13 protein-coding genes and 3 tRNA genes are annotated in these 17,476 nt (G+C 65.5%); 5 read left to right on the forward strand and 11 right to left on the reverse strand.

Going from position 1 to position 17,476, the window contains the following annotated elements; translation table 11 throughout:
- Positions 1 to 6: 6 nt before the first annotated feature.
- Entirely contained in the window at positions 7 to 960 is a 954-nt protein-coding gene (gene trxB, locus P7F68_RS07380; protein ID WP_002926473.1) for a thioredoxin-disulfide reductase, read from the reverse strand.
- Positions 961 to 1,188: 228 nt separating this feature from the next.
- On the opposite strand from trxB, the gene P7F68_RS07385 reads away from it, so the two are divergent.
- From P7F68_RS07385 to P7F68_RS07400, 4 genes are all read left to right on the forward strand, one after another.
- Positions 1,189 to 1,860 (forward strand): Crp/Fnr family transcriptional regulator, encoded by a 672-nt coding sequence (locus P7F68_RS07385; RefSeq protein ID WP_002926470.1) that lies wholly within the window; start codon positions 1,189 to 1,191, stop codon positions 1,858 to 1,860.
- A gap of 120 nt (positions 1,861 to 1,980) precedes the next feature.
- Positions 1,981 to 4,269, forward strand: coding sequence for a DNA translocase FtsK (locus P7F68_RS07390; protein WP_002926468.1), 2,289 nt, complete (start codon positions 1,981 to 1,983; stop codon positions 4,267 to 4,269).
- Positions 4,266 to 4,952 (forward strand): outer membrane lipoprotein periplasmic chaperone LolA, encoded by a 687-nt coding sequence (lolA, locus tag P7F68_RS07395; RefSeq protein WP_277831953.1) that lies wholly within the window; start codon positions 4,266 to 4,268, stop codon positions 4,950 to 4,952. Before P7F68_RS07390 ends, lolA begins: the two co-directional genes overlap by 4 nt.
- A 70-nt stretch (positions 4,953 to 5,022) precedes the next feature.
- Entirely contained in the window at positions 5,023 to 6,447 is a 1,425-nt protein-coding gene (locus P7F68_RS07400) for a replication-associated recombination protein A (protein WP_277831955.1), read from the forward strand.
- Here P7F68_RS07400 and P7F68_RS07405 read toward each other — a convergent pair.
- Entirely contained in the window at positions 6,441 to 6,704 is a 264-nt protein-coding gene (locus P7F68_RS07405; protein WP_002926463.1) for a hypothetical protein, read from the reverse strand. The genes P7F68_RS07400 and P7F68_RS07405 overlap by 7 nt on opposite strands.
- A 263-nt stretch (positions 6,705 to 6,967) precedes the next feature.
- Here P7F68_RS07405 and serS point away from each other — a divergent pair, with 263 nt between their 5' ends.
- Positions 6,968 to 8,260, forward strand: coding sequence for a serine--tRNA ligase (serS, locus tag P7F68_RS07410; protein WP_277831957.1), 1,293 nt, complete (start codon positions 6,968 to 6,970; stop codon positions 8,258 to 8,260).
- 35 nt (positions 8,261 to 8,295) lie between these two features.
- On the opposite strand, the gene P7F68_RS07415 is transcribed toward serS, so the two are convergent.
- The 9 genes from P7F68_RS07415 to dxs all read right to left on the reverse strand — a co-directional run bounded on the left by P7F68_RS07415 (position 8,296) and on the right by dxs (position 17,446).
- Positions 8,296 to 11,409, reverse strand: coding sequence for an efflux RND transporter permease subunit (locus P7F68_RS07415; RefSeq protein ID WP_277831959.1), 3,114 nt, complete (start codon positions 11,407 to 11,409; stop codon positions 8,296 to 8,298).
- Positions 11,406 to 12,590: an efflux RND transporter periplasmic adaptor subunit gene (locus P7F68_RS07420; RefSeq protein ID WP_277831961.1), complete on the reverse strand. Its 1,185-nt coding sequence runs from the start codon at positions 12,588 to 12,590 to the stop codon at positions 11,406 to 11,408. The genes P7F68_RS07415 and P7F68_RS07420 overlap by 4 nt, the downstream gene beginning before the upstream one ends.
- 105 nt (positions 12,591 to 12,695) lie before the next feature.
- Positions 12,696 to 13,709: a DnaJ C-terminal domain-containing protein gene (locus P7F68_RS07425; protein WP_002936615.1), complete on the reverse strand. Its 1,014-nt coding sequence runs from the start codon at positions 13,707 to 13,709 to the stop codon at positions 12,696 to 12,698.
- Between the two features lie 100 nt (positions 13,710 to 13,809).
- Positions 13,810 to 13,886, reverse strand: a tRNA-Arg gene (locus P7F68_RS07430).
- 41 nt (positions 13,887 to 13,927) lie between these two features.
- A tRNA-Arg gene (locus P7F68_RS07435) sits at positions 13,928 to 14,004 on the reverse strand.
- Between the two features lie 62 nt (positions 14,005 to 14,066).
- A tRNA-Ser gene (locus tag P7F68_RS07440) sits at positions 14,067 to 14,156 on the reverse strand.
- Positions 14,157 to 14,219: 63 nt separating this feature from the next.
- Positions 14,220 to 14,570, reverse strand: a complete 351-nt coding sequence (locus P7F68_RS07445; RefSeq protein ID WP_277831965.1) for a carboxymuconolactone decarboxylase family protein — start codon at positions 14,568 to 14,570, stop codon at positions 14,220 to 14,222.
- Positions 14,571 to 14,670: 100 nt separating this feature from the next.
- Positions 14,671 to 15,486, reverse strand: coding sequence for a GTP cyclohydrolase FolE2 (gene folE2, locus P7F68_RS07450; RefSeq protein WP_002926451.1), 816 nt, complete (start codon positions 15,484 to 15,486; stop codon positions 14,671 to 14,673).
- An 85-nt stretch (positions 15,487 to 15,571) separates the two neighbouring features.
- Positions 15,572 to 17,446, reverse strand: coding sequence for a 1-deoxy-D-xylulose-5-phosphate synthase (gene dxs / locus P7F68_RS07455; RefSeq protein WP_002936612.1), 1,875 nt, complete (start codon positions 17,444 to 17,446; stop codon positions 15,572 to 15,574).
- Positions 17,447 to 17,476 lie beyond the last annotated feature (30 nt).

Below are 17,476 nucleotides of genomic sequence, written 5' to 3' on the forward strand. Positions count from 1 at the left end.
CTGCGCTCAGGCGCCGAGCGTATCGAGGTAGCGTTCGGCATCCAGGGCGGCCATGCAGCCGGTGCCGGCGGAGGTGACGGCCTGGCGGTAGATGTGATCCTGTACGTCGCCAGCCGCGAACACCCCGGGGATGCTGGTCTGTGTGGCGTTGCCATTGCGGCCTCCCTGGGTGACGAGGTAGCCACCTTCCATTTCGAGCTGGCCCGCGAAGATGTCGGTGTTCGGCTTGTGGCCGATCGCGATGAATACCCCCTGCAAGGCCACCTCGCGCGCCGAGCCGGTATTGACGTCCTTGATGCGCATGCCGGTGACGCCGCTGTTGTCGCCAAGGATCTCGTCGAGCGTGGCGTTGAGGGCGAGTTCGATCTTGCCGGCAGCGACCTTTTCCATGAGCTTGTCGATCATGATCTTCTCGGCGCGGAACTTCTCGCGGCGATGGACCAGCGTCACCTTGCGCGCGATGTTGGCCAGGTAGAGCGCCTCCTCGACCGCGGTGTTGCCGCCGCCGACGACTGCGACATCCTGGTTGCGGTAGAAGAAACCGTCGCAGGTTGCGCACGCCGACACGCCACGGCCGGCGAACTTCTCTTCCGAGGGCAGGCCGAGGTACTTTGCCGTCGCACCGGTCGCGATGATGAGCGCGTCGCAGGTGTATTCGCCAGCGTCACCAATCAGGCGGAAGGGCTTTTCGCCGAGCTTAACGGTATGGATGTGATCGAAGATCATCTCGGTGTTGAAGCGTTCCGCATGCTTCTGGAAGCGCGCCATGAGGTCGGGGCCGAGCACGCCGTCGGCGTCTGCAGGCCAGTTGTCGACCTCCGTCGTGGTCATCAGCTGGCCGCCTTGGGCAATGCCGGTGATCAGCACCGGGCTGAGGTTGGCGCGGGCTGCATAGACGGCCGCGGTATAGCCGGCGGGGCCGGAGCCAAGAATGAGCAGGCGGGCGTGTTTCGTGGTCATGAGGGACATTCCAGCGGGTTGCAGATGAGGGCGCGATTATAGCCGACCCCCCGGCATGCCGCGGCGATGGGGCCGATAGCAAGCGTGAATCGGCGCCTGCGTCACGCTGCAGACAGCGGGTGCGCCGTGACAGATTTCACGATGCGCGGATTTGGCTGCCGACAATCGTATAAACTCATGAGAAATGTCGTTGACTGGACGACCTTCCCCGTGTTCACCGGAGCCAGCATGTCCCAGCCCACCGCCGTGTCCGTCGTTGCCCTGAAGACTTTCTCGCTTTTCCAGGGTTTGTCCGATGAGGTCCTGAGCAGCGTTGCGCGCGTCTCGATGATGCGCCGGTTTCCGCGCGGGCAGGCCGTGGTGTGTGCCGGCGACCGCTCCGACTACGTGTACCTGGTGCTGACCGGCAGCCTGAAAGTCGTGGTGAGCGACGAGGATGGCCGTGAGGTCATCCTGTCGATTCTCGGCCAAGGCGAGTTGTTCGGCGAAATGGGGATGTTCGAGGAGCGTCCGCGCTCGGCCTCGGTGATCGCCGTGGTGCCCTCCGATCTTGTGCTCATCGCCAAGCAGGATTTCCGTCGCCTGATGCAGGACAGCTTCGACGTCTCGTGGCGCATCATGTGCAACCTGGCCGAACGCCTGCGCAATGCCGACCGCAAGATCGAGAGCCTGGCGCTGATGGACGTCTATGGTCGTGTCGCACGCCTGCTGCTCGAGATGTCCGAGGACGTCGGGGGGCGCGCCGTGGTCGTGCGCAAGGTCTCCAAGCAGGACATTGCGAAGATGATTGGCGCGTCGCGCGAGATGGTCAGCCGCGTCATGAAGGATCTCGGGCAGCAAGGGCTCATCGAGGAAAGCGCCGAGGGTATCGTGCTCAAGGAGCGCCTCGGCGACGTCTGATCCCGTGTGCCGTCCTTTGTGAGCAGCCGCAACATCGGGAACGGGCTGCGAGACCTTCCCGTATAATCCGGGCGTCGTACCACTATGGCCGTCCGGCGCTCCCGATCGGCCCTCATTCCAATGCTGTCGCGCTCCTCGCCTCGTTCCCAGCCGCTGCCCGAAAAGATCTCGCTCCTGCTCCAGGAGGCGCGCTGGCTCATCCTGGGCGTCATGTCGCTGTATGTCGGGCTGATCCTGGTCGGATACAGCGAGTCCGACCCGGGCTGGTCGCATGCCGCCGAGGTGACCCGGGTTGCGAACCCGGGTGGCCGTTTCGGTGCCTGGCTCGCCGACCTTCTGCTGTATCTGTTCGGCGTGTCGTCCTGGTGGTGGGTGGTCTTCCTTGGATACAGCTTGCTGTGGGGTTTCCGGCGGCTGAGGAATCGTCTCGAGCTCGATCACCGCTCCTTCATCTTCGTCATGATGGGCTTCTTCGTCGTGCTGTTGACCAGCAGCGCGCTGGAGTTCCTGCGCTTTCACTCCCACGGAGCGGCGGTGCCGCTGGAGCCTGGCGGGCTGATCGGCATGGAGCTCGGCTCGCTCATGCAGCGCTACTTCGGCTTCACAGGTGGCACGCTGATGCTGCTCACCCTGCTTGCCTGCGGCCTGTCGCTGTTTACCGGCGTGTCTTGGCTGACCGTCGTCGAGCGGGTAGGCCTGTGGCTTGAGCATGCTGTCGTCTCGAGCCAGGCGGCGTGGCAGCGCTGGCAGGATCGGAAGGTCGGCCGTGAGATCGCCCAGAAGCGAGAAGCAGTGGTCGAGACCCGCCGCCGCAAGACCGAGAAGGTCGCGGCGCCGCCGCTGCGTATCGAGCCAGCCGTCGTGGCGGTGCAGAAATCGGAACGTGTCGAGAAAGAGCGCCAGCAGACGCTCTTTGCTGACAGCGGCGAAGGCGGTATTCCGCCGGTTGCGCTGCTCGATCCGGCAAGTGGCGGTGTCGAGCCGCCGTCGCCGGAGTCGCTCGAGTTCACCTCGCGCGTGATCGAGAACAAGCTCGCCGATTTCGGTGTCGAGGTGAAGGTGCTGGCGGCCTATCCGGGGCCGGTGATTACCCGTTACGAGATCGAACCCGCAACCGGTGTCAAGGGTAGCCAGGTGGTCAACCTCGCCAAGGATCTCGCGCGCGCGCTGTCGCTGGTGTCGATCCGAGTTGTCGAGACCGTGCCGGGCAAGTCCTGCATGGCACTCGAGTTGCCCAATCCCAAGCGCCAGACGGTGCGGCTGTCCGAGATCATTGGCTCCAAGGTGTATCAGGACGCGCATTCGCCACTCACCGTCGTGCTTGGCAAGGATATCGGCGGCCAGCCCGTGGTGGCCGACCTCGCCAAGATGCCCCACCTGCTGGTGGCCGGCACCACCGGGTCGGGCAAGTCGGTCGGTATCAACGCGATGATCCTGTCGCTGCTCTACAAGAGCGAGCCCGAGCGCGTGCGCCTGATCATGGTCGACCCGAAGATGCTCGAGTTGTCGATCTACGAGGGCATCCCGCATCTGCTCGCGCCGGTGGTGACCGACATGAAGCATGCAGCCAACGCGCTCAACTGGTGCGTGACCGAGATGGACAAGCGCTACAAGCTGATGGCAGCGGTGGGCGTGCGCAACCTTGCGGGATTCAACAAGGCCGTGCAGGAAGCGCGCAAGGCGGAGAAGCCGCTCACCAACCCGTTCTCGATCAGCCCGGAGAACCCAGAGCCGCTCGAGCCGCTGCCTTACATCGTGGTCGTGGTCGACGAACTGGCCGACCTGATGATGGTGGTGGGCAAGAAGGTGGAGGAGCTCATTGCGCGCCTGGCGCAAAAGGCGCGTGCGGCGGGCATTCACCTGATCCTGGCTACCCAGCGCCCGTCGGTGGATGTGATCACCGGCCTGATCAAGGCCAACGTGCCTACCCGTATCGCTTTCCAGGTGTCGAGCAAGATCGACTCGCGCACCATCCTGGACCAGATGGGCGCCGAGACGCTGCTCGGCATGGGTGACATGCTCTACCTGGCGCCGGGCACCGGCCTGCCTGTGCGCGTGCATGGCGCCTTCGTCGCGGACGACGAGGTGCATAAGGTCGTCGACCACCTCAAGAAGAGTGGGCCGCCGGATTACGTCGAAGGCATCCTGGCGGCTGCCGAAGACGACCTTGAGGCGGCGCTTGGTGGTGGTGACGGCGGCGATGACGAGGCGGACCCGCTCTACGACCAGGCCGTGGAAGTGGTCATCAAGACCCGCAGGCCATCGATTTCACTGGTGCAGCGTCACCTGCGCATCGGTTACAACCGCGCTGCGCGCCTGATCGAGCAGATGGAGCGTGCCGGCCTCGTGTCGGCGATGGGCAGCAATGGCAACCGGGAAGTGATCGTCCCGGCCAAGGAGGGCGAATGAGATTTTCCGGACTGCGCGTTGGCGCATTGGGGCGCGGGGCGAGCATGATCGTGTTGCTGGCCACGGCAGCACTTGCACAGGCCGCGGACGGTGTCGCTCAACTGCGCAGTTTCGTCGCCGAGGTGCGCAGCGCCGAGGGCGAGTTCGAGCAGGTGGTGAGCGCACGCTCCGGGCGTCGGCCGCAGCAGGCGGCGGGCAGCTTTGCCTACGCACGGCCGGGGAAGTTCCACTGGGAGTATGTCCAGCCCTACCGGCAAGTGCTGGTTGGCGATGGCAGCGCCTTGTGGACCTGGGATCCCGATCTCAATCAGGTCACCGTGCGCGCGATCGGCGACGCGCTGGGGGCGACGCCTGCCGCCATCCTGTTCGGTAGCGGCGAGCTCGACGACAGTTTCGAGCTGGGCGACGGCGGTGTGCATGACGGGGTCGCCTGGGTCGATGCACGCCCCTTGCGCAGCGACAGTGGTTTCGAGGCCTTGCGCATCGGCATGGCCGACGGCCAACTGCGTGAGATGGAAATGCGCGACAACTTTGGCCAGACTACCTCGATCCGTTTCACTCGGCTGCGTACGAATCCTGTGCTTGCCGACGACCGTTTCCGCTTCAGCGTGCCCGCTGGTGCCGACCTGATCGGCGAGGCACCCGCGGAGGCAGCCGGCAGGCAGGGGGCGGCACCGCGTTGATCACCCGTCGAGCGTGCACACGGGGGATGCACGCCACCCCGGTGGCGCTACCTATTCGCTGAGGATGCCGATGGCCGACCTGTTCGACACCATTGAGCCGCCACGCGTGCCGCTCGCTGAGCGCATGCGCCCGCGCAGCCTGGACGAGGTGGCAGGCCAGGCTCACCTGCTGGGGCCGGGCAAGCCGCTGCGGCTTGCTTTCGAGTCCGGTCGTCCGCACTCGATGATCCTGTGGGGGCCGCCGGGGGTGGGCAAGACGACGCTTGCGCGCTTGATGGCGCTGGGCTTCGATGCCGAATTCATTGCCTTGTCGGCGGTGTTCTCCGGGGTCAAGGAGATCCGTGAAGCGATCCAGCAGGCGCAGGCTGCCAAGGCCCGTGGCCGCCACACCCTGCTGTTCGTCGATGAGGTGCATCGTTTCAACAAGGGTCAGCAGGACGCCTTCCTGCCATACGTCGAGCAAGGTCTGGTCACCTTCATCGGCGCCACGACCGAGAACCCGTCCTTCGAGGTCAATTCGGCACTGCTGTCGCGAGCAGCCGTCTATGTGCTCGAGGCTCTCGATGCGGAGGCAATGGAGAGGCTGTTCGAGCGCGCGCGTACGTTGGCCTGCCCGGAACTCGAGTTCGAGCCTGCAGCGCGCGAACGCCTGATCGGCTTTGCCGATGGTGACGCGCGGCGGTTGATGAACCTGATCGAGCAGTTGCAGGTCGCCGCCGAGACGGCGGGCCTGGGCGCGGTGACGCCAGCCTTTGTCGACCAGGCGCTGGCACGCAACCTGCGCCGGTTCGACAAGGGTGGCGAGGCCTTCTATGACCAGATCTCGGCCCTGCACAAGTCCGTGCGCGGCTCGGATCCGGACGCATCGCTCTACTGGTTGTGTCGGATGCTGGACGGCGGTGCCGATCCGCTCTACCTGGGGCGCAGGTTGATCCGCATGGCGGTCGAAGACATTGGCCTGGCTGACCCGCGCGCGCTGGAGATGGCGCTCAGTGCGGTAGCTACCTATGAGCGTCTGGGCTCGCCGGAGGGAGAGCTCGCGCTCGCACAGGCAACGATCTTCCTCGCCTGTGCGGCAAAGTCGAATGCGGCGTACAAGGCCTATAACGCTGCGCGCGCCTTTGTAGCCAAGGATGCATCCCGGCCTGTACCCCTGCACCTGCGCAATGCACCCACCAAGCTCATGAAGTCGCTCGACTACGGCAAGGCCTATCGCTATGCCCATGACGAGCCCGACGCCTACGCTGCCGGCGAACGATATCTCCCCGATGGGATGGATCCGCCCGGCTGGTACCAGCCCACGCCGCGTGGCATGGAAGGCCGGATAGCCGAGAAGCTTGCACGCCTGCGCGATCTCGACGCTGCTGCGCAATCGGCCGTCGGTACACGCCCGGAGCATGGCGTGAAACGGGCTGATCGAGCGATGTCCGTTTCACGCCACGTCCCGCATGGACCAGGCGATGTGGGCGATCAGGGCGACGAGGGGGCTCAGTGAGGCAGGGGGTGGTCGGCCATGAAGCGCTCGCAGACCTTGGCTGCGCGGCGCGCCTTTTCGACATCGCCGCGCGCGTTTGCGCGCTCGATCAGTTCGACCATGAACTGGGTCAGCACCATCACACCTTCTGGGGTCTGCACGAGGCCACATACCACCTGGGCCGCTGCGACGTCGGGTATGTCCTCGTGTTCGGCGATCAGGGCGACCTCGTCATCGGTTACGTCGCAATAGTCAAGGCAGTCACGAATCGATAGCATGCCGTACTCCTCCAAGGTTGTGCCGTCTGACGCGGCTTGGTTTCTCTTACAAGGTTAATTGACCGGCTGCGTTTTGCAAGTTCAATTTACGTAGCGTCAACTTCTCAAGTTATTGATTGGAAAAACTAATTTTTGCACTGCGACATCAGTTCAGTGCGCCGTGAAAAGTCTTGATTAGCTTGGTGTTAAAGCGCTTTCCGTGTGATGGAACGTGAGCTTTCGTCGCCATGCAGCTGATTACAGAAACAAACAGGAATTGCCCGATGCTCGATATCCAGCTTCTCCGCAACCAGATCGACAGTGTTGCCGCCCGCCTTGCCACACGCGGCCTCGTCCTTGACCTAGCCGGCTTCCAGGCCCTTGAGGACGAACGCAAGGCCTTGCAGACCCGTACGCAGGAACTACAGGCCCGGCGCAACGCGCTCTCCAAACAGATCGGCATGCTCAAGGGCAAGGGCGAGGACGCGACGGCGGTCATGGCCGAGGTCGGTCAGCTCGGCGAGGAGCTCAAAGCCTGCGAGCAGGCGCTTCCCGGACTGCTCGAACGCATCAACGACTTCGCCTCGCGCCTGCCGAACCTGCCTCAGGCCGATGTGCCGGTGGGAGAGGACGAGTCCGGCAACGTCGAAGTCCGGCGCTGGGGCAATCCGCGCCAGTTCGACTTCGAGCTGCGCGACCATGTAGACCTCGGTGCGCCGCTCGGCCTCGAGTTCGACACCGGCGCCAGGCTGTCGGGGTCGCGCTTTGCCTTCCTGCGCGGTCCGATCGCGCGCCTGCATCGCGCCCTCGCACAGTTCATGCTGGATACGCACACGCTCGAGCACGGCTACACCGAGTGCTACACGCCCTACATCGTCAATCGCGAGGCGCTTTACGGTACCGGCCAGTTGCCCAAGTTCAAGGAGGATCTGTTCTGGGTGCTGCGCGGAGGTGACGAGGAGGGGCTGGAGCAGTACCTGATCCCAACCGCCGAGATCACGCTCACAAACAGCGTGCGCGAGGAGGTGTTGACGCTCGACCAATTGCCCATCCGCCTGACTGCGCACAGCCCGTGCTTCCGTTCCGAGGCGGGCAGTGGCGGGCGCGACGTGCGCGGCATGATCCGCCAGCACCAGTTCGACAAGGTGGAAATGGTGCAGATCGTCGAGCCGGCCAAGAGCGACGAGGCGCTCGAGCAGATGGTCGGTCATGCCGAAGCCATCCTGAAGAAGCTCGAGCTGCCCTACCGTGTCATCACTCTGTGCACCGGCGACATGGGCTTCTCGGCAGCAAGGACCTACGACCTCGAGGTCTGGCTACCGGCCCAGAATACCTATCGCGAGATCTCGAGCTGCTCGAACTGCGAGGCCTTCCAGGCGCGGCGCATGCAGGCGCGCTTCAAGAACGCCCAGGGCAAGAACGAACTGGTGCATACGCTCAATGGTTCGGGCCTGGCCGTGGGGCGCACCCTGGTGGCGGTGCTCGAGAACCACCAGCAGGCTGATGGCTCGATCCTTATCCCGGCCGCGCTGCGCCCCTACATGGGCGGTGTCGAGCGCATCGAAGCGCCGCTCTGACAGCGATCCGCACTACGGCCCGCGCCAGCGCCCATTCAGGCGGCTGCCGCGGGGCGCACGTTGCGGCGTTCGCTCCAGTCGTGGAAGCTCTCCAGCAGCGACAGCAGCGCCGGCACGAAGAACAGCACCAGCAGGGCGGAGAAGCCTAGCCCGAAGGCAATCGAGGTCGCCATCGGGATCAGGAACTGGGCCTGCAGCGAGCGCTCGAAGAGCAACGGCGTCAGCCCGCCGATGGTGGTGAGCGAGGTCAGCAGTACGGCGCGTAGACGGCCGCAGGACGCGCCGACCAGGGCGTCCTGCAGGGCGGCTCCCTTGTGGTGCAATTCCTTGAACAGCGTCACCAGGATGATCGAGTTGTTCACCACGATGCCGGCCAGGCCGAACAAGCCGAACATCGACAGGATGGTGAGATCGATGTCGAGCAGCCAGTGGCCGAAGATGGCGCCGGCGAGTCCGAGCGGGATGGCGGACATCACCACCAGCGGCCAGCTCCAGGACGAGAACGACCACACCAGCACCAGGTAGATCAAGCCGAGCCCGATCACCAGCCCGGTCTGCATATCCGCCATGGTTTCGCGCTGGTCGGCCGAGCGCCCTTCGAAGCTGTACTCGATGCCATAGCGGGCAGCCAGGCCCGGAAGGGCGTCGCGGGCCAGTTCGGCCTGAATCGCATTCGCGTTGTTCACCTCGCTATCGACTGCGCCCGACACCTCCACCGCGAGCCGCCCCTGGGCATGGCGCAGGGCCTCGAAGCCGCGCCTTGACTCCCAGCTCGCTACCGTCCCGAGCGGGGCGAAACGGCCGTCAGGCAGGCTGACGGTGATGCGATCGAAGACGTCGAGCCGGCTGCGTTCGTCACGCGGAAGCATGACGCGGACCTCGAGTTCGTCGCGGCCGACCTGAACGAGTTGGGCGAGCGCACCATCGAAGGCGGCGCGCAGCTGGCGACCCAGGCTCTCGGTGGTGAGGCCGAGCGCTTCGCCTGCCGGGGTGAGTCGATAGACCAGCTGCTCGCGGCCGAAGGGCATGTCGTCCTCGGTCTCGCTCACCCCCGGCAGGCTCTTGAGGGTTTCCGCAAGCTCCAGTGCCGCGCGCTTGAGCGCATCGGCATCGTCGCCGGTGAGGCGGATGTTCAGGTCGCGGCCGGGTGGACCGGACTGGCGGGCCGTGAAAGTAAGCAGTTCGAGACCGGCAACCGGGGGCAGCTTGGCGCGCCAGGCGGCGAGGAAGCGCTCGTTGCGCACTTCCCGTGTGTCGGGCGGGGTGAGCTCGACCATGATGCCGGCGAGCTGATCGCCGCGTGCGCTCGAGCCCGCACCGCTGCTGATCGTGCCGCCCAGGCGCGCGACGGCCGTCTGCACCAGACCGCCGCCCAATTCCGCCTCGGCCTCGAACAGTGCGCGCTCGAGTTCGTTCAGGAAGGCTTCGGTGTGCTGGCGCGGCGTCCCGGCGACGAAGGTGGCGTTGGCGAACACCACTTGGCCCTCGGGGGAGGGGAAGAACACGAAGCCGATCCGTCCGCCGGCGATCAGGCCGACAGCCATCACCATCAAGCCGATACTGAGCGCGACCGTGGTGCCGCGCCAGGCCAGGCTGAGTTCGACCAGGCGGCGGAAGCGGCCGTCGCGAAAGCCGGCGAAGGAGCGGTCGAGCCGCTCGCGCAGACGGGAGTGGTGCAGCCCGGCCTCGCCGGCGAGCGCCATGCGCAGGTGGGCCGGCAGGATCAGGAAGCTCTCCAGCAGCGAGGCGATGATGACCATGATCATCACGAACGGAATGTCGCCAAGGATGTTGCCGATGATGCCGCCCACCATCATCAGGGGCAGGAAGGCGGCTACCGTGGTCAGCGACGCCGCCACCACCGGCCACAGCATCCGCCGTGCTCCGCCCAGCGCGGCCTGCGTCGGGCCTTCTCCCATCTGGCGGTGAGTGTCGGCGTCCTCGCTGACCACGATGGCGTCATCGACGATGATGCCCAGCGCCATGATGAGCGCGAACAGGCTCATCATGTTGATCGTGCCACCGAATGCGAACATCAGCCCGAGCGTGGCGAGGAAGGCGGTCGGAATGCCGATCATCACCCACAGCGCCACGCGTGCGGGGAGGAAGAAATAGAGCACCGCGACCACGAGCAGCAGCCCGGAAAGGCCGTTGCTCACGAGCAGGCCGATGCGGTCGCTGATCAGCTGCCATTGCGCATCGAACACTTCGAGCTGCACGCTCGGTGGCAGGGTGGGGCGGGTCTTCTCCAGCCAGTCGTCGAGCACGCGTGCAGCCTTGAGCGAATGTCCGCTCTCGCTGCGCTGCAATTGCAACTCGACCACGCTGTCGCCGCGCTCGAACAACGCGAGTTCGTTGCCGCGGGGCTCGCGAGTGAGGGTAGCAATCTCGCCCAGGCGGACCACACCGTCCTGATCGCTCAGCACCGGCAGGTTGGCGAAGGCCTCGGCGCTTCGGCGCTGCTCCAGGCCGCGTATCTCTCGTGCGCCGTCGATCTCGCCGGCAATGCCCGCTGGCACGTCGCGTGCGAGCTGACCGATCCGCTCGCCGACCTCGACAAGGGACAGTCCCAGGCTCTCGAGTGCCGCCGAGGGCACCTCGATTGCAATGCGTTCTTCCGGCAGGCCGGTGATGGTGACGCGGTCTATGCCGGCGGCCAGCAGCTCGCTCTCGAACCGCCGCACCCAGGGCCGCAGCTCGTCTACGCTGTTGCCTCGTACCAGCAGGCGGGCGATCGGCTCATAGCGCGAGATGCGGCTGACCTCGGGGGTCTCGGCGTCGCGCGGCAGGTTGCGGAATTCATCTACGCGCTGGCGCACCTGGTCCAGCGCGAGCAGCGCGTCCGTCCCCTCGTTGAGCTCCAGTGTGATGCTCGAGATGCCTTGGGCAGACGTGGAGCTCATGCGCTTGAGGCCGTCGACCGTCTTCAGGCGTTCCTCCAGCGGCGTGGTGATCCCTGTTTCGACATCCTCGGCCGAGGCACCGGTCCAGATCACCCGCACCGAGATCACATCGAGCTCGAAGCTGGGGAAGAACTGCACGTTCATGCGTGTCAGGCCGATAGCGCCCAGTACGAAGGCGAGCAACATCAGCACATTGGCCGCCACCTTGTGGCCAGCCAGCATCTGCAGGACGCTGCTGTGCTTCATTGTGCCGTCCGTTCGACCACAGCCACGGCGAGGCCGTCGATGGCATGGGGCAGGTGGGTACTCAGAACCTGCATGCCGTTCGCGAGCGCGTCCCCACGCACGAGCAACTGAACCTGATCACCGCTTCGAAGCTCGCCGGCACGCGTGATGTTCAGCCCCCGCAGTCGCCCATTCTCGATCAGGTAGAGGCGGTCCCCACCATGCAAAGCCGTGGGTGGGATCGCGAAGATGTCGTTGGCCAGTGGGCGATCGAGGACCGCATTGACGAAGGCGCCCACCGGTACCCGGTCGGCATCCTCGATGCGCAGCAGCACATCCACGCCGCGCGCGTCGGCCTCACCGCTGATGCGTTCAAGGTGGGCGCGCAACGGGGTGGCGCCGAAATCGGCACGGGCATGCAGGTGCTCGCCGCGGGTGAGCGCTGCGCGCAGTTCCTCGGCGTAGAGCGCCGGTACGCGGGCGCGCAGGTAGAGTGCATCGGACGAATACAGGCTGAGCAGGGTCTGGCCGGCCTGCACCTGGTCGCCCGCAGCGACTTCCACCGTACCGATCCGCGCTGCGAAGGGCGCCACAACTTCACCGCGCTCGGCGTCGCGCATGGCCTCGGCGAGCTGCGTCTGCAGCTGTGCAAGGCGGGCAGGGTGCTCCGCGATCGCCTGTTGGCGCTGCGTCAGGGCGAGTTGTGCGCGGGCGCGTTCCTCGCGCGCCTGATCCACCGCGCTCTCCGCTCCCAGTCGTGCGTCCTTGAGGCGTTCGAGGCGGGTAAGCCTTGCGTCCGCCAATTGCACAAGGGTGCGCTCCTGTTCGAGGGCCTGCTGGTCGCTGCGATGGCGGATGCGTTCGCGCTCCAGGTCTGCCTTCGCACGTTCGAGGCGCGGGGCGAGGTCACGCGGGTCGAGCCGGGCGAGCACTGCGCCGGCTTCTACGCGGTCGCCGTCACGCACCCGCAGTTCGAGGATGCGGGCACTGACTGGCGCTGCCGCGCGCAAACGGTCGGGCGCCTCGACGCGGCCGTAGAGCACGAGCGTTGGATGCAGCGCCGCGGCCTGCAGCGTGTGGGTCTCGACCTGCCAGACTCTCTCGCGGGTTTCGACGGCAGGTGCGCTTGGACGGGTAGCGCGCAGACCGATGAAACCGGCAACGGCAAGCGCGATGATCAGCAACGGAAGCAAACGGCGCATTCGACAAGGCCTTGGGTGCAGCGGGGCTGCATGTTTATCAGTTTTTGCTAATTATACGGCCGATGGGGCCTGCCGCCGCAGTGCCGGCGTCTGTTTGCGCCAGCGTCAGTCGGTCAGCCAGTCGGCTTCCCAGCGCGCAAGCTCGGGCAGGTGGCGCTCCGCACTGGCGCCGAGTTCGTTGTCGAGCTGCTCGATCAAGGTGCGCACACGCGCGTCGAGTGCTTCGGGCAGCATCGGTATGAACTCGACGATCAGGTCGCCGGCAGTGCGCCCCGCACGTGCCGGGAAGCCCGCCCCTTCGACGCGCAACTGGCGGCAATGAGCAAGGCCCGCATCGAGCGTCACGCTACGCATGCCCGCGGGGTGCGGGATGCGCAGGCTGCCGCCGACCAGCATGCGAAGTGCACTGACCGGGCGCTGCACGACGAGGTTCCTGCCTTCGCGGCGGAAGATGCGGTGTGGGCTGAGCCTGACTCTCAGGCGCAGATCGCCACGCGGGTGGCTGGGGTCGGCATGCGGCTCGCCCTCGCCGGCAAGGCGCAGCGTATCGTCGTCAACCAGCCCGGGTGGCAGTGTGACTTCCAGCCAGCGTTCGCCGACCTGCTCGCCACTGCCGCCACAAGCCCTGCACGCGCGCGTGCGCGTATAGCCGCGCCCGTCACAGGCGTCGCAGTGCACGAGCCCCTGCGCAGTGCGCAGGCGCCCCGAGCCATGGCAGAGGGCGCACACCTGGCTGACGCTGACCTCTTCGGTGCCGCTGCCATTGCAATGCGCACAGGGCAGGGGGCTGCGAACGCATATCGCCCTCGCGCCGCCGGCGAAGGCTTCCTCGAAGCTGATCTCGAGCGTTTCCCAGCGGTCGGCGCCGCGCTCCGTTGCCCGTTGCTGCGCGCGCTCGGCCGCCGCGGTCGCGGCCGTTTCGACATCGGCGTCCGTGTCCTCGAGCAAGGCTTCGAGCAGGGCGTCATGCGCACGCCGAAGCGCCTTGAAGTGCTCGACGGCATCCGGAGCGGGATTGCGGTCCGGGTGCCATTGCATCGCCAACTGGCGGAAGGCGCGCTTGATCTGGGCGCGCGAGGCGCCAGGCTGCAGGCCGAGCAGGTGATGGGCGTCGGGCATTTCGGGGCGTATGGGATAAAGGCGACAGCTTAACCGAGCGCCCTTCAGCGCGCAGGAATGAAAAAGGCCCGGTCGATTGACCGGGCCTTTTTTGGCTGTCTGGCGCGCCCGGAAGGATTCGAACCTCCTACCCCCTGGTTCGTAGCCAGGTACTCTATCCAGATGAGCTACGGGCGCGTTGCCGATATCGTTTAGAGCCCGAAGTCGGAAGGCTTGTTTGGCGCGCCCGGAAGGATTCGAACCTCCTACCCCCTGGTTCGTAGCCAGGTACTCTATCCAGATGAGCTACGGGCGCTTTGTGCTGCACTGCGAAGGAGCGGCATTATATCTTTTGCTGCCGCAACTTCAACTGTTTTTTGGCGGAGAGGGTGGGATTCGAACCCACGGTAGGCTCGCACCTACGCCTGATTTCGAGTCAGGTACATTCGACCACTCTGCCACCTCTCCGCTCGAAGGTCGGCATTATAGTGAATCCGCAGAAAAAGTGAACGCTTTTTTTAGCGGACCGCTTCAGGTCGCGCGTGGCAGCATTTCCTCATATGCGCGGACGGCTTCGGCGGCGTACATGAGGGCAGGGCCGCCGCCCATGTAGGTGCATACCCCCAGCGTCTCCATGAACTGCTCGCGGCTCACACCGAGCCGGATCAGCGCCTTGACATGGAAGCCGACGCAGGCGTCGCAGCGCTGGGTGACGGCGATCGCAAGCGCAATCAGTTCCTTCTGCAGCTCGCTCAGCGCGCCGTCCTGCAAGGCGCCCTTGGCCATCGTGCCGAAGCCCTGCATCGTCTCGGGCGTTTCCTTTCGCAGCGTGGCGAGGGCCTTGGACACGTCGGTGGTGATCTGGACAAAGGACTTGGACATTACATGCATTCCAGTAGTTAATGGAATGCTTATATTAACGTCTTGCGCTTGGGTGTGTCATTGCCCTTGCCGATTGGCCGATCAGGTGTCCTGATCGGCACTACCCGCAGGCGGCAATGCGTTTGTCGCGCTCGATCAGGGCGTAGGCCGAATGGTTGTGGATCGACTCGAAATTCTCCGACTCGACGACGTAGGCATCGATGCGGGGTTCGCGCTGGAGTTGGGCGGCGACGTCGCGCACCATGTCCTCGACGAATTTCGGGTTGTCGTAGGCACGTTCGGTGACCCACTTCTCGTCAGGCCGCTTGAGCAGGCCGAACAACTCGCACGATGCCTGGGACTCGACCAGCTGGACCATTTCCTCGATCCACAGGTGGTCGTTGAGGACCGCGTTCACGGTGACGTGCGAGCGCTGGTTGTGGGCGCCGTACTCCGAGATCTTCTTCGAACAGGGGCACAGGCTGGTGACAGGCACCACCACCTTCATCGAGAACTCGTAATGGCCACCCTCGCGGATCGAGCCGATAAAGCACACTTCGTAGTCCATCAGGCTCTTCACACCGGACACCGGCGCGGTCTTGTTGATGAAGTACGGGAAGCTCATCTCGACGTGGCCGGTCTCGGCCTCGAGGCGCTCGACCATCGCACGCAGCATGGGCTCGAAGGACTCCACCGAGATCTCGCGCTCGTTGTCGTTGAGGATCTCGACGAAGCGCGACATGTGGGTGCCCTTGAAGTTGTGGGGCAGGCCGACGTACATGTTGAAGCTCGCCACCGTGTGCTGCACGCCGCCCGCCTTGTCGGCGACTTTCACCGGGTGGCGGATCGACTTGATCCCGACCTTGTTGATCGCGATCTGGCGGCTGTCCGCGCTGCTCTGGACGTCGGGCATGGCGAGATCGATGGGGTCGTTCATTGGCGTTTCTCTCGTTTCATGGTGATCGGGCCAGGTGCAAACGAGTTGCACCTGGCCCGAATCTTAGCTTTCCCGACAAAAATGCTCAACTTTTGGTGGTGGCGTCAATGTCCAGGCTGTGCTGGATGCGCGCGAGGATACCGTCGCGGTCGAGTCCGACCGAGGCCAGCAGTTGGGCCTGGTCGCCGTGGTCGATGAAGCGGTCGGGGAGGCCCAGGCGCAGCATGCGTGGTCGCGCTGCCAGGCCGTCGACGACGCGAGCCACTTCGCTGCCGGCGCCGCCGATGAGCGCGTTCTCCTCGAGCGTGACGAGCAGATCGTGGTCGGCGGCCAGGCGCGCAACGAGCGCTTCGTCCAGGGGCTTGATGAAGCGCATGTTGGCGACCGTGGCATCGATCTGCGCGCCCACGTCGAGCGCAACGCCGACCATGCTGCCGAACGCGAGCAGGGCGACGCGCCGGCCTTCGCGCACGACCTCGCCCTTGCCGATCGGGAGCGCCTGCATGCGCGCCTGAGGTGCGACGCCGGTGCCGCCGCCGCGCGGGTAGCGCACCGCCGACGGCCCGGGGTGGCTGACGGCGGTGTACAGCATCTGCCTGCATTCATCCTCGTTGGAGGGCGCCATCACGACCATATTCGGGATGCAGGTGAGATAGGAGAGGTCGAACGCGCCGTGGTGGGTGGCGCCATCGGCACCGACCAGGCCTCCGCGGTCGATCGCGAACACCACTTGCAGGTTCTGCAGGGCGACATCGTGGATCAATTGGTCGTAGGCGCGCTGCAGGAAGGTCGAGTAGATCGCCACCACGGGTACGAAGCCCTCGCAGGCCAGCCCGGCGGCGAAGGTGACGGCATGCTGCTCCGCGATACCGACGTCGAAGTAGCGGTCCGGGTGCTCCTGGGCAAAGCGCACCAGGCCCGAGCCTTCCCGCATCGCCGGGGTGATGCCGACGATGCGCGGGTCGGCCTTTGCCATGTCGCACAGCCAGTCGCCGAATACCTGGGTGTAGGTCAGCTTGCCGCCGCCCTTGCCGGTCTCGATGCCCGCCGTGTGGTCGAACTTGGAGACGCCGTGGTAGAGGATGGGGTCGGCTTCGGCGAGCTTGTAGCCCTGGCCCTTGCGCGTGATCACGTGCAGGAACTGCGGACCCTTGAGCTTTCTAAGGTTCTGCAGTGTGGGGATGAGGGCATCGAGGTCGTGGCCGTCGATCGGCCCGTAATAGTGAAAGCCGAACTCTTCGAACAGGGTGCCCGGGCTGATCATGCCCTTGGCGTACTCCTCGACCTTGCGTGCAAGCTCGGCGACCGGCGGTGCGATGCCCAGCACCTTTTCGCCGACTCTGCGCGCGGTGTTGTAGGTCGAGCCCGACAGCATGCGCGCGAGGATCTTGGTCAGCGCGCCAACGGGAGGAGAGATCGACATCTCGTTGTCGTTGAGGATGACCAGCAGGTTCAGGTCGTCCATGTCGCCGGCATTGTTGAGGGCCTCGAAGGCCATCCCGGCGGACATCGCGCCATCGCCGATCACGGCGATCGCGTGGCGGTCCTCCTTGCGCGCCCGTGCTGCGACCGCCATGCCGAGCGCGGCCGAGATCGAGGTCGACGAATGCGCCGTGCCGAAGGTGTCGTACTCGCTTTCGCAGCGGCGCGGGAAGCCGGAGATGCCACCCCAGTGGCGTAGCCCGCCCATCGCCTCGCGGCGGCCGGTAAGCACCTTGTGGCCGTAGGTCTGGTGGCCGACGTCCCAGACGATGCGGTCATGAGGCGTGTTGAACACGTGATGGAGCGCGATCGTCAGCTCGACAGTGCCGAGATTGGACGACAGGTGGCCGCCCGTGCGCGATACCGACTCGATCAGGAAGGCGCGCAGTTCGTCGGCGAGGGTCGTCAGCTCCCTGCGCTCGAGTGCGCGCACGTCGGCGGGGGAGGAGATGCGTTCCAGGTGGGGGTAGGGGGCCATGGGATCCGGCGTTCCTTGCATGTTGTTTCG

Origin of the sequence: Thauera mechernichensis (genome assembly GCF_029588855.1) — a bacterium.
GTDB lineage: Bacteria > Pseudomonadota > Gammaproteobacteria > Burkholderiales > Rhodocyclaceae > Thauera > Thauera mechernichensis.